We start from the raw sequence: 14,371 nt of genomic DNA, 5'->3' as shown, positions 1-14,371 counted from the left end.
GCCCCTGCAGTGTTGCCCGCCTGGCGCGGGTGCGCACCCGCGCTGCGCCGTGCGTCGCGCATTGACGGCCTTGTCGTGGCTGCGCGAACCCAATGTTTACGTGAACACGCACTAGATAGGCCCATCCTATGCTGACGCAGCACCGCGCGCAGCCATGGCCTTGCCCACTTCCAGCTGCCCCTGCGCCATGCCGCTTTCTGGCACCAGAGCATTACTCTGGTCCAGCACAGCATGCAGTTGCTGCACCAGCTGCTCAGGGGCTGCCTCCCCCATGTCCACATACACCCCTTGCGTGAGCGTGATGTGCGCTGCCTCAAAACTACCTGCCCCTGCACACAAGATGGTGCGTGTTGGCGCCGAAGTGTGCGCCAACACCAGCATAGCTGGAACCACAGCCTTGGGCTTGAGGGCTGCAAGCACGGCTTCGGGCATCAGGCCTTCGGTCATGCGTGTGGCTGCCGTGGGCGCCAGCGCATTCACATGGATGTGGTACTTGGCACCTTCCAGCGCCAGCGTCTGCATCAGTCCCACCAGCGCCATCTTGGCTGCGCCGTAGTTGCTCTGGCCAAAGTTGCCATACAGACCGGAAGACGAGGTCGTCATCACAATGCGACCATAGTTTTGCGCCTGCATGATGGGCCACACCGCCTTGCAGCAGTGCACCGCCCCCATGAGGTGCACATCTACCACCTGCCGAAAGTCTTCCAGTTCCATCTTGGCAAAGCTCTTGTCGCGCAGGATGCCAGCGTTGTTGATCAAGATATCCACACGCCCCCAGGCATCGATCGCCTGCTGCACCATGGCCTGCACGGCGGCAAAGTCGGTCACCGAGGCGCCATTGGCCATCGCCTCCCCGCCAAAGGCACGAATCTCATCCACCACCGCCTGCGCTGCCGATACCGAGCGACCAGAGCCATCTACAGCCCCACCCAGATCATTGACCAGCACCTTGGCACCACGCCTGGCCAAAGCAAGCGCATGCTCTCGTCCTAAACCGCCACCAGCGCCAGTGACGATGGCGACTTGACCCTCAAATGACAGGCTTTGCTGCATGTTTTGTCTCCTTGTTGCATCTGTACCCAGACACTGTAAGCAGCATGCTGCCCCGCAGCATTCACCGATGCGACTGCAGCTTATCCCCTGATAGGCAGCACAAGCATGTGGACAAGCTCTGCATGACCGCCAACAACCACGCTAAGCCCTTGTTTTGAAAGAATGTCCTACAAATGCACATTTTTTAATCACAAGCGAAAGCATACTTGTTCTTTGCCCCCAAAAATCATGAACAATCCTGTGGATAAATCAGAAAAACCCATAAAACAACAATAACAAGTAGTTGTTTTTATTAGAAATAAATCAATATGATTAATTTTTAGTCAGATTCAGCAATTCGTAACATTTGCTCTGCAAGGCATTTGTTGCGAGTCTCAAAAAACACAGTTGCCCCCAATTCTTCTGAACAACCATGTGGATAAGCCTGTCTAAAGTCCCGACAAGCCGCACAAGTGCTTGATCTGCAAGGCACGCAAGTAGGCTGCACATTTTTTAAGCACACACCAGCAACCATCAGACCTGCATCGGATAGAGCGACAATGGCGGCCTGCCTGATTGACGACAAGGAGCACCATGACCCCCGCAGATACCCCACCGCTGTACACCCTCTACATCGCACCCCAAGGTGAACAGTGCGATGCATGGGCCACAGATACGCTGCTGGACGCCATGGAAATGGGAGGTCTGCAGTGGCCCAGCTCCTGCCGCAATGGCACCTGCCGCACCTGTCTGGGGCAGATCAAACAGGGCTCCGTGCATTACAAGATAGAGTGGCCCGGACTCACTCCGGAAGAAAAGGCCGAGGGCTGCGTACTGCCCTGCGTGGCCTATCCGGATGGCGATGTCACCCTGCAAGCCCCCGAGAGCTAGTCCATTCGCCATCCATTCCCTGCAGACATGCTGCAAAGCACTAAAATGCGGGTTTCCATTCAATAAGACCGCGCACCATCCGGCGCCGGCCAGCAAGCGACGGTAACGTCTGCACATATGTTCTTTGGACGCATGCACTTCGCATGCAGGGCTGTCCGCCCGTACCAAGGCCGTGCAGCCGGCTACCGAGACAGGTTATCCAAGGAACAACACCATGAACGCCCCCCTCACTCCCGCGCCCATCTCGCCGGTGGAAGACATCGTTGCGGACATCCGCGCTGGCCGCATGGTCATTTTGGTGGATGAAGAAGATCGTGAAAACGAAGGGGATCTGGTACTGGCGTCCGACCACGTCTCCGCTGAAGCCATCAATTTCATGGCCAAGTATGGCCGCGGTCTGATCTGCCTGACGCTGACCCGCGAACGCTGTGAATATCTGAAGCTGCCTCCCATGGCAGCGCGCAACGGCACCGTCTACAGCACCGCCTTCACCGTATCGATCGAAGCCGCAGAAGGCGTGACTACCGGCATTTCTGCTGCCGACCGCGCCCACACCATCAAGACGGCCGTCGCCAAAGACGCCAAACCCACCGATCTGGTACAGCCCGGCCACGTCTTCCCGCTGCAGGCTGTCGATGGCGGCGTGCTGATCCGCGCAGGCCACACCGAAGCAGGTTGCGATCTGTCCGCACTGGCTGGCTGCACGCCTTCTGCCGTGATCTGCGAGGTCATGAAAGACGACGGCACCATGGCCCGCCTGCCTGATCTGCAGCTGTTTGCTGCCGAGCACGGCCTGAAGATCGGCACCATTGCCGACCTGATCCAGTACCGCAGCCGCACCGAGTCGCTGCTGGAAAAAGTAGGGTCGCGCACCCTGAATACCCACTGGGGCGAATTCACCGCCCACATCTTCCAGGACAAACCCAGCCACTCCGTGCACATGGCACTGGTCAAGGGCAGCTGGGATGCCAACACCGACGTGGCCGTGCGTGTGCACGAACCCCTGTCGGTGCTGGACGCGCTGGAAGTCGGCCGCTCCATGCACTCCTGGGGCCTGGATAACAGCCTGGAATACATCAGCGCCCGCGGTCAGGGCGTCGCGGTACTGCTCAACTGTGGCGAAAGCGCCGAGCAGCTGCTGGCGCAGTTCGAAGGCAAAGCACGTGCGGCACAGGCCCCGGAGCGCGGCCGCATGGACCTGCGCACCTACGGCATTGGCGCGCAGATTCTGCGCGAGTGCGGTGTACACAAGATGCAACTGCTGGGCCGCCCACGCCGCATGCCCAGCATGGCCGGTTACGGCCTGGAAATTACTGGCTACATCACAAAGGAATAAGAGACATGCTGCACGCAGAAAAAGGCACGGCCCAACAACTCAACGGTCAGGGACTGCGCATTGGCATGGTCCAGGCCCGCTGGAACGAAAGCATTACCAATACCCTGGCCAATGCTTGCCACCAGGAATTGCTGACACTGGGCGTGAAGGCTGAAGCTATTGACCATGTCATGGTGTCTGGCGCACTGGAAGTGCCTGTTGCCCTACAGGCCATGGCAGAGCGCGGCGGCTACGATGCACTGGTGGCGATCGGCTGCATCATCCGTGGGGAGACATACCACTTTGAGCTGGTGGCCAACGAATCGGGAGCGGGTGTGACCCGCGTCAGCCTGGACTACAAGCTGCCGATTGCGAACGCCATCATCACCACCGAAAACCTCGAGCAGGCCATTGCACGCCAGACCGAAAAGGGTCTGGATGCAGCACGCGTAGCCGTTGAAATGGCTAGCCTGCTCCAAAAACTGAAACAAGCATGAGCGACGAACACACCACACCGGCTGGCAACAGCCGCCCACCCCGCCAAAAACGTACGGGCCTGACCAGCACCGGCGTGCGCAAAGCCGCTTCCAAATCGGCACGCACCCGCTCGCGTGAATTCGCGCTGCAAGGCCTCTACCAGCATCTGGTCGGCAAGAACAGCCCCGCCTCCATCGACATGTTCACGCGTGATCTGGCGGGCTTTCACAAGTGTGATGCTGCGCACTACGACGCACTGCTGCACGGCTGCATCACCACCGAGAACGATCTGAACGCGCTGATCGCTCCCAAGCTGGACCGCCAGCTGAGCGAACTCTCGCCCATCGAACATGCCTGCATGTGGATTGGCACTTATGAGCTGATGCACTGCATGGACGTGCCATGGCGCGTGGTGCTCAACGAAGTCATTGAACTGGCCAAGGAATTTGGCGGCACTGACGGCCACAAATACGTCAACGGCGTACTCAATGCCCTGGCCCCTGAGCTGCGACCCGACGAGGTCAAAGCCGACAAGGCCGGCAAAAGCGCCTAATAATGGCTCCTTGCAAAAGGCAGCGTGCTCCACGGGCCGCTGCCTTTTTTCTTGCTTTTCAGACCCCTACGTGACAGCGCTTTGCGCTTTGCCTGCCCATGAAGTTTTCTACGCGCGCCGACAAGATTGAACCCTTTTATGTGATGGAAGTGGCCAAGGCGGCCCAGCAGCTGGCCAAGGAAGTGGCCAACGGCCCCGAGCCCATGATCTTTCTGAACATTGGCGAGCCTGACTTCACCGCGCCAGCACAAGTGCAGCAGGCCGCCAGTGTCTGCATTGCGCAAGGCAGCACGCAATACACCAATGCCCTGGGGCTGGAAGCGCTGCGCGAAGCCATCAGCGCTTGGTACCAAAGCCGCTTTGGCGTGGATGTGCCTGCACAGCGCATCGTGATTACGGCTGGCGCATCTGCGGCGCTGCAGCTGGCCTGCCTGGCACTGATCGAGCCGGGAGACGAAATCCTCATGCCCGACCCCAGCTACCCCTGCAACCGTCACTTTGTGAGCGCTGCAGAAGGCACAGCCAAGCTGATTCCTACCGGCGCTGCAGAACGCTACCAGTTGAGTGCAGAGCAAGTCGCCGCGCATTGGGGCGAGCAAACCCGTGGCGTGCTGCTGGCTTCGCCCTCCAACCCCACCGGCACCTCGATTGATCCGGCCGAGCTGCGCCGCATTCATGAAGTAGTCAAGGCCAAGGGCGGCATCACCATCGTCGACGAAATCTATCTGGGCCTGTCCTACGAAGAAGCCTTTGGCCACAGTGCGCTGGCCATCAGCGATGACATCATCTCCATCAACAGCTTCAGCAAGTACTTCAATATGACGGGCTGGCGTCTGGGCTGGATGGTGGTGCCCGAGGCCATGGTGCCCGTGGTCGAGCGCATGGCGCAAAACCTGTTCATCTGCGCCTCAACCATCTCACAGCACGCGGCCCTGGCCTGCTTTACTCCCGAGAGCATTGCCACCTTTGAAGCACGCCGCGCCGAATTCAAGGCCCGCCGCGACTACTTCCTGCCAGCGCTCAAGGAACTGGGCTTTGGCATTGATGTCATGCCCGATGGCGCGTTCTACGCCTGGGCCGACTGCACACCGCTGTGCGAGAAGCTCGGCGTCAAGGACAGCTGGGAGTTTGCCTACGCCCTGATGGAAAAAGCCCACCTGGCCATCACGCCCGGCCGCGACTTTGGTACGGCAGACACGGCGCGCTATGTGCGCTTTTCCACAGCCAACTCCATGGAACAGCTGCAGGAAGCCGTGCGCCGCATGCAGCAGCTCTTCAAATAAGGGGAACTTTGATGGCTTTCACCTTTCCCATTCGCGTGTACTGGGAGGACACTGACGCAGGCGGCATCGTCTTCTACGCCAACTACCTCAAGTTTTTTGAGCGTGCGCGTACCGAATGGCTGCGCAACCTGGGCGTAGAGCAGCAGAAGCTGCGTGACGAAGTGGGCGGCATGTTTGTGGTGACGCATGCAGAGATCAACTACCTCCAGCCTGCGCGGCTGGATGATGTGATGGAAGTCACCGCCGTGCTGGAGTCTGCAGGCCGCGCCTCCATGACGATTGCCCAGCAGGCTTTTTTGAAGCCAGTGTCATCCGATCAGGCACCCCAACTGTTATGTGAAGGCAGCATTCGCATCGGCTGGGTGGACTCCACCACCATGCGCCCTGCCCGTATACCGAAATCCATCCTGGAAACACTCTCATGAACGCAGCCCAAGACATGTCCATCCTCAGCCTCATCATGCAGGCCAGCTGGGTGGTTCAACTGGTGATGTTGATTCTGGTCGCCGCCTCTGTTGCCAGCTGGGCGACCATCTTCCGCAAGGCGCAGATGCTCAAGCGCGTGCGCCAGCTCAACGAAGACTTTGAGCAGGACTTCTGGTCTGGCAGCAGCCTCAACGACCTCTACAGCAGCGCCACCCAGAACGCCAAGACGGGTGGCCCCATGGAGCGCATTTTTGCCAGCGGCATGCGCGAATACAAAAAACTGCGCGAGCGCCATATCAGCAACAGCGCCATGCTGATGGACGGCACACGCCGCGCCATGCGCGCAAGCTTTCAGCGTGAGATGGACGTGATCGAATCCGGCCTGTCCTTCCTGGGCACCGTCGGCTCCATCACCCCCTACATCGGTCTGTTTGGTACCGTGTGGGGCGTGATGCACGCTTTCACCGGCTTTGCCAGCATGGAGCAGATCACCCTGGCCACCGTCGCCCCCGGTATTGCCGAGGCACTGGTCGCCACCGCCATGGGCCTGTTTGCCGCCATCCCTGCCGTAGCCGCCTACAACCGCTACGCCAACACCATTGACCGCATTGCCTCCAGCCAGGAAACCTTCATGGAAGAGTTCACCAATATCCTGCAGCGCAATGTCGGCGCACCCGCTGCCAGCGCCACCGCTTCCGGCTATTGAGCAACAGGAGCAAAGCATGCCTGCAGTGAGTTCCCGAGGCCGCGGCCGCCGCACCGTCAACGAAATCAATATGGTGCCCTTCATCGACGTGATGCTGGTGCTGCTCATCATCTTCATGGTGACAGCGCCCATGCTCACGCCGGGCAATATTGATGTGCCCACGGCAGGCAAGTCGTCCAAACCGGCCGCCAAGAACATCGCCTACGTGCTGCTGAACAAGGACGGCAGCGTCATCTTCAAGACCCAGAACACCGAGCAGGCCATCAGCCTGGACGAACTGCAGGCTGTGGCCAGCTCCTGGAAAGGCAGCGATGCCGAGCACAGCGCCATCCAGATCCTGGCAGACAAGACCCTGCCCTACGAAAACGTGGTGCAGGCCATGGCACAGCTGCAGGCGGCTGATGTACGCGTCGCGCTGGGCGTGAAGTCCTCGCCCCAGTAAGCGCTTGATGTGATTGTCTGACCCATCCATGTCCTCTCGCCTCGAACACGATCCTTTTGCACCTCCTCGCGACAACCGGCGTCTGCGCAGCTGGGTGCTGGCCCTGCTGGCACACGCCGTGCTGGTCGGCGCCCTGGTGTGGAAAGTCTCTCCCCCTGAAGCCGTGGAGCCCGCAGCCATAGAGGCAGAGCTGTGGTCTGACACCTTTGTCCAGGCAGCGCCGCGCGCTGTGCCTGTGCCCGCACCACAGCCAGAGCCCGAGCCAGCCCCAGAGCCCGAACCCGAGCCAGCGCCGGAACCCATACCGCTGCCACCGCCGCCGCCACCTGCGCCGCCCAAGCCTTCGCAGCAGGAGCTGCAGGCCCAGCGCGATGCAGAAATTGCACTGCAGGAGCGCAAGAAAAAGGAAGCCGAGGAAAAACAGCGCGAACTGGAAGCCCAGAAGGCCAAGGAAAAGGCCGAGCGTGAAAAGGCCGAAAAAGCCAAGCTCAAAAAGGAAAAGGCTGAAAAGGCAGAGCAGGAGCGCCGCGAAAAGCTCGAGCGCGAAAAAGCCGAGAAGGCCAAGCAAGAGCGCCTGGAAAAGGAGCGCCTGGAAAAAGAACGCTTAGAGAAAGCCAAACGCGAGCAGGCTGAGAAAGAAAAGGCGGCCAAGGAAAAAGCCGCCAAGGACAAGGCTGCTCGCGAAAAAGCGGAAAAAGAAAAGGCCGAAAAAGCCAAGCAGGAAGCTGCCAGAAAAGCGGCTGAAGAAAAGCGCAAGAAAGAGCAGGCCGCCAAGGATGCCAAGGCAGCCAAGGAACTGGAGCGTATTCGCCAGGAGAACCTGCGTGCCATGGCCGGTCTTGCGGGCTCAGGCGGCAGCGGCTCTGCCGAAAAGAGCAGCGGCCCCAACGGCGGCAAGGGCACAGGTGGTGGCACGGTCGGCCACTCTGCAGGCTATGGCGCACGCGTGGCAGCCAAGGTCAAGCCCAACATCGTCTACCCCGACATCACCAGCGGCAACCCACGCGCAGAAGTGCGCGTACGTGCCGCGCCCGATGGCACCATCACCAGCGTGCAGCTGGTCAAGTCCAGCGGCAACAAGGCCTGGGATGACGCCGTGGTCCGTGCCCTGCACAAGACCGAAACCCTGCCCAAGGACACCAACGGCAAAGTGCCCGCGGAGTTCACCTTTGGTTTCAGGCCGCAGGATTGATCACACTTTGATAGCTGCCAGCGCTTGATCTATAAGGACTTCAGATAGATATCTATCTGAAGTCCTTATGTTTTAAGCGCAAGCAGCTCTTTTATATATAGCTTCAGCACTGTCCCACGATGCCATCGGGTGCTTGTTCCTCACGCCGTGACGAACTGACGCCAATCAAGGAAAATACCTCCCCTATGAAAGCCCCCGAACTGCTGCTTCCCGCCGGCTCGCTCGACAAGATGCGCGCCGCCTATGACTTTGGCGCCGACGCTGTCTATGCCGGCCAGCCCCGCTACTCCCTGCGTGCCCGCAACAACGAGTTCCGCATGGAGCAGATTGCACAGGGCATCCAAGAAGCCCACCAGCGTGGCAAGAAGTTTTTCCTGACGTCCAACGTCATTGCCCACAACGACAAGATCCGCACCTACCTGCGCGACATCGAGCCCATCATCGAGATGAAGCCCGACGCGCTGATCATGGCCGACCCCGGCCTGATCATGATGGTCAAGGAAAAGTGGCCCGAGACCGTGATTCACCTCTCGGTGCAGGCCAACACCACCAACTACGCCACCGTCAAGTTCTGGCAGAAGATGGGCGTGGAGCGCATCATCCTCTCGCGCGAGCTGTCGCTGGACGAGATCGAAAAGATCCGCCAGGAATGCCCAGACATGGAGCTGGAAGTGTTCGTACACGGCGCGCTGTGCATTGCCTACTCGGGCCGCTGCCTGCTGTCGGGCTACTTCAACCGCCGTGACCCCAACCAGGGCACCTGCACCAACGCCTGCCGCTGGGAGTACAAGACGCACGATGCGCAAGTAGACCCCAACACCGGCGAAGCGCTGGGCGTGGCCATGGACAAGGGCTTCAACTTTGAAGAAGCCAAGAACGACCTGGACAACCAGTTCACCAGCACCTGCGGTGACCAGAAGCGCCACCCCAAGGCCGACGCCATCTACCTGCTGGAAGAAAAGGGCCGCCCTGGCGAGATGATGCCCATCATGGAAGATGAGCACGGCACCTACATCATGAACTCCAAGGACCTGCGCGCCGTGGAACACGTAGAGCGCCTGGCCAAGATTGGTGTGGATTCGCTCAAGATCGAAGGCCGCACCAAGAGCCTGTACTACGTGGCCCGTACCGCCCAGGTCTACCGCCGCGCGATTGACGACGCCGTGGCTGGCCGCCCCTTCAACCCCCACCTCATCACCGAGCTGGAAGGTCTGGCCAACCGTGGCTACACCGGCGGTCTGCTGGAACGTCGCCCTGCCAACGACTACCAGAACTACGAAACCGGCACCTCCGTGCTGCAGCGCAGCCACTTTGTGGGCCAGGTGCGTGGTTACGAGAACGGTCTGGCCGAAATCGAAACCATGAACCGCTTTGCCGTGGGTGACATGATTGAAATCATCCACCCCACAGGCAACCGCACCGTCAAGCTGGAGCAGATGTTCAATCTGGAAGGCGAACCTGTGCAAGTTGCCCCCGGCAACCCCGTGCGCGTGCGCATTCCCGTGGAAGGCCCTGTGGAAGGCGCGCTGATCGCACGTCTGCTGCAACCTCAGAACGCTTAAAAACCATAGCTGCCAGCGCTTGATTTATCAGAACTTGAGATTTAAATCCATTTGAAACTCAAGCTATACAAGCGCTAGACGCTTCACTTTTTGAAAGGCACCTCATGGTGCCTTTTGACTTTTGCAGGCACACGGTTACAGTGCGCTGCCTGCATTGATTGGAGTTCCATGAGTACTGAAGAAATCGTTGTTCTGCCTGAGCTCAAGGCCTATATCGACCCACTGACCCCTGACGAGTACGAAGCGCTGGAGCGCAGCATCCTGGACGAAGGCTGCCGCGACGCACTGGTGCTGTGGGGCAATATTTTGGTTGATGGCCACAACCGCTACAGCATCTGCCAAAAGCACGGTCTGCCATTCAAGACCATGCAGAACACGCGCTTTCAGAGCATGGAAGACATCCATCTGTGGATGATCGACCAGCACCTGGGCCGCCGCTCACTGTCTGACTTCCAGCGCGGCGTGCTGGCCCTGCGCAAGCGCGAAATCATTGCCGAGCGCCGCGCACAGGCTGCTGCCGCCGTGCAGGCCGCCAAGGCCGAGGCCGGTGAAGCAGCCGCTGCCGAAGCGCCCTGGGAAGGAGAAACCGACCCCGTCGTCGCCAAGGCCCTGGCCAATGTGCCCAAGGTCCCTGACGAGGCGCTGGACACCCGCGAGGCCCTGGCCCGTGCCGCACGCCTGTCTGCGGGACAGGTGAAGATGATTGAAACCATCCAGCAAAAAGCTGCGCCGGAGGTGGTGGAGGCCGTCAAGGCCGGAGAGCTGTCGCTCAACGCCGCGGCCGTGGTGGCATCACTGCCCGTGGAAGAGCAGCAAGCCGTCGCCGCCGAAGGTGTGGATGGCCTCAAACAGGCCGCCAAGCGCGTGCGCGAAGCCAAGAAAAAAGCCCGCACCGAAAAACAGCCTGAAGCTGCCGAATCCAGCGCCGAAGCCGATGCAGCACCTGTTCCATCCGTAGAAGCCCTGCAGGCCCGTGTGGCCGAGCTGGAAGCCGAAAACGAGCGCCTGCGTCTGCAGGTCAAGACCCTGCAGGAGCTGCTGGCAGAGCAGGCTTAAAAAACCAGAAAGCAAGAAAGCCGCGACTGCAGTCTGTGCAGGTCGCGGCTTTTTTTCTACTGGCATGCTACAGGCATGGGGCGCATGCCTGTGCGGCTTGCTGGTTCACGCCATCAGCGCTTTTTCAGCTCCCCCACCATGGGCATGACCAAGGTGTTGTCGTCCTTGATCTTGAGCACCAGCGCTGTTTCGCCATTCATGCCTTCGATCTTGACCTTGCCATCTTCGACCGTGTAGTCCAGATCAAACATGCCCATGTAGTCGACCGTATCGCCCTTGAAGGTCAGAGAGGCCATGCCTGTGGAATCCTGGTACGTACCATCCAGCGATTTGCCGCATGCGGCCAGAAACAGGGGCAGCAATGCGACTGCGATGATTTTTTCATGATGTAGCTCCTTGTTGAAATGTGGATGGTTGGGTAGCGGGTGCAGCATGCAGCCCTGGTGTGTCTGGTGTTCAGGCATTAATGCTCGGGCCAGAGACTGATTTGCGTCAACTGTTCACCCGGCTTGCGCTGGTAGCGGTTGCCTGTGTACACCGGCAGTTCCAGCCCGACAGGCACCAGCACAATGCCCTCTTCCTCCAAGTGAATGATCTTGGCGTACACCTCAGGGCGCAGATGTACCCCGTTGCGGCTGGTGCGCATAGGCTTCCCAGACTTGGCTGGATCAAGGTGGGATGCCTGGACGCTTACGTTGCACCAGCGCAAACAGCTCTTTTTTTTGAAAGCAGCATGATGTTTCAGACCGCCATCAAAACAAAACCCGCCATCTGGCGGGTTCTGTCATTGCGGTCTATGCCTTGCGGGGCTTAGACCTTGGCCGCCACTTCGGCGTACTCGTCGATCTGGTCGAAGTTCATGTAGCGGTACACGGATGCCTTGTCGGCATCGATCACGCCCATTTCCTTCAGATACTCTTCCTTGGAAGGCAGGTAGCCCAGACGCGAAGCAATCGCCGCCAGCTCGGCAGAGCCCAGGAACACGTTGGTGTTCTTGCCCAGACGGTTGGGGAAGTTGCGGGTCGAGGTGGAGATCACGGTCGCGCCTTCACGCACCTGTGCCTGGTTACCCATGCACAGCGAGCAGCCGGGCATTTCGGTACGCGCACCGGCTGTGCCGAATGCCGCGTAGTGGCCTTCCTTGATCAGCTCGTTCTGGTCCATCTTGGTGGGAGGAGCCACCCACAGCTTCACAGGAATGTCACGCTGGCCGCCCAGCAGCTTGGCTGCAGCGCGGAAGTGACCGATGTTGGTCATGCAGGAGCCGATGAAAGATTCATCGATCTTGGTGCCAGCCACTTCGGACAGGAACTTGGCGTCGTCAGGGTCGTTAGGGCAGCAGACGATAGGCTCGGTGATCTCGTTCATGTCGATCTCGATCACGGCAGCGTATTCGGCGTCCTTGTCGGCTTCCAGCAGTTCGGGCTTGGCCAGCCATGCTTCCACCTTCTCGATGCGGCGCTGCAGGGTCTTGGCATCTTGGTAGCCTTCGGCAATCATGTTCTTCATCAGCACCACGTTGGACTTCAGGTACTCGATGACGGGTTCCTTGTCCAGCTTGATCGTGCAGCCAGCAGCCGAGCGCTCAGCCGATGCGTCAGACAGCTCGAACGCCTGCTCCACCTTCAGGTCGGGCAGACCTTCAATTTCCAGAATACGGCCCGAGAAGATGTTCTTCTTGCCAGCCTTGGCCACGGTCAGCAGACCTGCCTTGATGGCGTACAGAGGAATGGCATGCACCAGGTCACGCAGGGTCACGCCAGGCTGCAGCTTGCCCTTGAAGCGCACCAGCACGGACTCAGGCATGTCCAGAGGCATCACACCGGTTGCCGCAGCAAACGCCACCAGACCGGAGCCTGCGGGGAAGGAGATACCGATGGGGAAGCGGGTGTGCGAGTCGCCACCTGTACCCACGGTGTCAGGCAGCAGCAGACGGTTGAGCCAACTGTGGATCACACCGTCACCAGGACGCAGGGACACGCCACCACGGCTGGAGATGAAGGCAGGCAGTTCGCGGTGGGTCTTCACGTCTACAGGCTTGGGGTAAGCGGCTGTGTGGCAGAAGGACTGCATCACCAGATCGGCCGAGAAGCCCAGGCAGGCCAGGTCCTTCAGCTCGTCACGGGTCATGGGGCCTGTGGTGTCCTGAGAACCCACAGTGGTCATGCGAGGCTCGCAGTAAGTGCCGGGACGCACGCCCTGACCTTCTGGCAGACCGACTGCGCGACCAACCATCTTCTGTGCCAGGGTGAAGCCAGCCTTGGATTCAGCAGGCGCCTTGGGCAGACGGAACACGGTCGAAGCAGGCAGACCCAGGAACTCACGTGCCTTGGCAGTCAGCGAACGGCCGATGATCAGGTTGATACGGCCACCGGCCTGCACTTCGTCCAGCAGTACTTCGCTCTTGAGCTGGAAGTTGGCGATGACTTCGCCGTTCTTCTCGATCTTGCCGTCGTAGGGGTAGATGTCGATGACATCACCCATTTCCATCTTCGACACATCGACCTCGATCGGCAGCGAGCCGGAGTCTTCCTGCGTGTTGAAGAAGATGGGAGCGATCTTGCCGCCCAGCGTCACACCACCGAAGCGCTTGTTGGGCACATAGGGAATGTCCTGGCCCGTGGCCCAGATCACGGAGTTGGTAGCCGACTTGCGCGACGAACCGGTGCCGACCACATCGCCCACGTAGGCAACGGTGTGGCCCTTTTTCTTCAGGTCTTCGATGAACTGGATGGGACCGCGCTTGCCGTCTTCCTCGGGCTTGAACGCCGCGTCAGGACGGGTGTTCTTGAGCATGGCCAGATAGTGCAGCGGGATGTCTGGGCGGCTCCAGGCATCAGGTGCGGGCGACAGGTCGTCGGTGTTGGTCTCACCAGGCACCTTGAACACGGTCACAGTGATCTTCTCTGCCACCTTGGGGCGGGAAGTGAACCACTCGGCATCGGCCCAGCTTTGCACCACTTCCTTGGCCTTGGCATTGCCGGCCTTGGCCTTGGCTGCCACGTCGTTGAAGAAGTCAAACATCAGCAGGGTCTTCTTCAGACCTTCAGCAGCCACGTCAGCCACTTCAGCGTTGTCCAGCAGCTCGATCAGGGGGTGCACGTTGTAGCCACCAACCATGGTGCCGAGCAGCTCGGTAGCCTTGGTCTTGGAGATCAGACCCACCTGAATGTCACCGTGGGCCACGGCCGCCAGGAACGAAGCCTTGACCTTGGCTGCATCGTCTACCCCTGGAGGAACGCGATGGGTCAGCAAGTCCAGCAGGAATGCTTCTTCACCTGCAGGAGGGTTCTTGATCAGCTCGATCAGCTCAGCGGTTTGCTTGGCATCGAGGGGCAGCGGGGGAATGCCCAGTGCAGCACGCTCGGCTACATGGTCACGGTAGGCTTTCAACATGGTTCTCTCTCCATTGGTTTTCTAAGAGTGGGGGCTGCTT

At 59.8% G+C, this 14,371-nt stretch carries 15 protein-coding genes; 11 read left to right on the top strand and 4 right to left on the bottom strand.

Annotation, left to right across the window (positions count from 1 at the left end):
* Nucleotides 1-126 precede the first annotated feature (126 nt).
* On the bottom strand, nucleotides 127-1,053 hold the full coding sequence (locus B5M06_RS11010; RefSeq protein WP_054066679.1) for an SDR family NAD(P)-dependent oxidoreductase: 927 nt from the start codon (nucleotides 1,051-1,053) through the stop codon (nucleotides 127-129).
* A gap of 573 nt (nucleotides 1,054-1,626) precedes the next feature.
* On the opposite strand from B5M06_RS11010, the gene B5M06_RS11005 reads away from it, so the two are divergent.
* The 11 genes from B5M06_RS11005 (at nucleotide 1,627) to B5M06_RS10955 (ending at nucleotide 10,935) form a co-directional block, all read left to right on the top strand.
* Nucleotides 1,627-1,923 carry a 2Fe-2S iron-sulfur cluster-binding protein gene (locus B5M06_RS11005; protein ID WP_054066678.1) on the top strand — a complete coding sequence of 99 codons (297 nt, stop codon included), beginning with the start codon at nucleotides 1,627-1,629 and terminating at the stop codon, nucleotides 1,921-1,923.
* A gap of 214 nt (nucleotides 1,924-2,137) precedes the next feature.
* On the top strand, nucleotides 2,138-3,259 hold the full coding sequence (gene ribBA, locus B5M06_RS11000; protein WP_054066677.1) for a bifunctional 3,4-dihydroxy-2-butanone-4-phosphate synthase/GTP cyclohydrolase II: 1,122 nt from the start codon (nucleotides 2,138-2,140) through the stop codon (nucleotides 3,257-3,259).
* 5 nt (nucleotides 3,260-3,264) lie between these two features.
* Nucleotides 3,265-3,735, top strand: coding sequence for a 6,7-dimethyl-8-ribityllumazine synthase (gene ribH / locus B5M06_RS10995; RefSeq protein WP_054066676.1), 471 nt, complete (start codon nucleotides 3,265-3,267; stop codon nucleotides 3,733-3,735).
* Nucleotides 3,732-4,268 (top strand): transcription antitermination factor NusB, encoded by a 537-nt coding sequence (gene nusB / locus B5M06_RS10990; protein ID WP_054066675.1) that lies wholly within the window; start codon nucleotides 3,732-3,734, stop codon nucleotides 4,266-4,268. Before ribH ends, nusB begins: the two co-directional genes overlap by 4 nt.
* Before the next feature lie 98 nt (nucleotides 4,269-4,366).
* On the top strand, nucleotides 4,367-5,551 hold the full coding sequence (locus tag B5M06_RS10985) for a pyridoxal phosphate-dependent aminotransferase (protein ID WP_054066674.1): 1,185 nt from the start codon (nucleotides 4,367-4,369) through the stop codon (nucleotides 5,549-5,551).
* Nucleotides 5,552-5,562: 11 nt separating this feature from the next.
* Nucleotides 5,563-5,976 carry a tol-pal system-associated acyl-CoA thioesterase gene (ybgC, locus tag B5M06_RS10980; protein ID WP_054066673.1) on the top strand — a complete coding sequence of 138 codons (414 nt, stop codon included), beginning with the start codon at nucleotides 5,563-5,565 and terminating at the stop codon, nucleotides 5,974-5,976.
* Complete coding sequence (gene tolQ, locus B5M06_RS10975) at nucleotides 5,973-6,683, top strand: protein TolQ (protein WP_054066672.1); 711 nt, start codon at nucleotides 5,973-5,975, stop codon at nucleotides 6,681-6,683. Before ybgC ends, tolQ begins: the two co-directional genes overlap by 4 nt.
* A 16-nt stretch (nucleotides 6,684-6,699) precedes the next feature.
* Nucleotides 6,700-7,125 carry an ExbD/TolR family protein gene (locus B5M06_RS10970; RefSeq protein WP_054066671.1) on the top strand — a complete coding sequence of 142 codons (426 nt, stop codon included), beginning with the start codon at nucleotides 6,700-6,702 and terminating at the stop codon, nucleotides 7,123-7,125.
* Nucleotides 7,126-7,153: 28 nt separating this feature from the next.
* Nucleotides 7,154-8,317, top strand: coding sequence for a cell envelope integrity protein TolA (gene tolA, locus B5M06_RS10965; protein ID WP_054066670.1), 1,164 nt, complete (start codon nucleotides 7,154-7,156; stop codon nucleotides 8,315-8,317).
* 185 nt (nucleotides 8,318-8,502) lie between these two features.
* Nucleotides 8,503-9,879 (top strand): prephenate-dependent tRNA uridine(34) hydroxylase TrhP, encoded by a 1,377-nt coding sequence (gene trhP / locus B5M06_RS10960; protein WP_420809969.1) that lies wholly within the window; start codon nucleotides 8,503-8,505, stop codon nucleotides 9,877-9,879.
* Between the two features lie 168 nt (nucleotides 9,880-10,047).
* Complete coding sequence (locus tag B5M06_RS10955; RefSeq protein WP_054066669.1) at nucleotides 10,048-10,935, top strand: plasmid replication/partition related protein; 888 nt, start codon at nucleotides 10,048-10,050, stop codon at nucleotides 10,933-10,935.
* 113 nt (nucleotides 10,936-11,048) lie between these two features.
* On the opposite strand, the gene B5M06_RS10950 is transcribed toward B5M06_RS10955, so the two are convergent.
* The 3 genes from B5M06_RS10950 to acnB all read right to left on the bottom strand — a co-directional run bounded on the left by B5M06_RS10950 (nucleotide 11,049) and on the right by acnB (nucleotide 14,331).
* Nucleotides 11,049-11,399 (bottom strand): hypothetical protein, encoded by a 351-nt coding sequence (locus B5M06_RS10950; RefSeq protein WP_054066668.1) that lies wholly within the window; start codon nucleotides 11,397-11,399, stop codon nucleotides 11,049-11,051.
* Nucleotides 11,399-11,581: a hypothetical protein gene (locus B5M06_RS10945; protein ID WP_054066667.1), complete on the bottom strand. Its 183-nt coding sequence runs from the start codon at nucleotides 11,579-11,581 to the stop codon at nucleotides 11,399-11,401. Before B5M06_RS10945 ends, B5M06_RS10950 begins: the two co-directional genes overlap by 1 nt.
* Before the next feature lie 164 nt (nucleotides 11,582-11,745).
* Nucleotides 11,746-14,331: a bifunctional aconitate hydratase 2/2-methylisocitrate dehydratase gene (gene acnB / locus B5M06_RS10940; RefSeq protein ID WP_054066666.1), complete on the bottom strand. Its 2,586-nt coding sequence runs from the start codon at nucleotides 14,329-14,331 to the stop codon at nucleotides 11,746-11,748.
* Nucleotides 14,332-14,371: the final 40 nt, after the last annotated feature.

Source organism: Comamonas kerstersii, from assembly GCF_002056725.1.
Lineage (GTDB): Bacteria > Pseudomonadota > Gammaproteobacteria > Burkholderiales > Burkholderiaceae_C > Comamonas > Comamonas kerstersii.
Note: the sequence above shows the minus strand (reverse complement) of the source record. Positions and strands in the feature narration are given on the sequence as shown.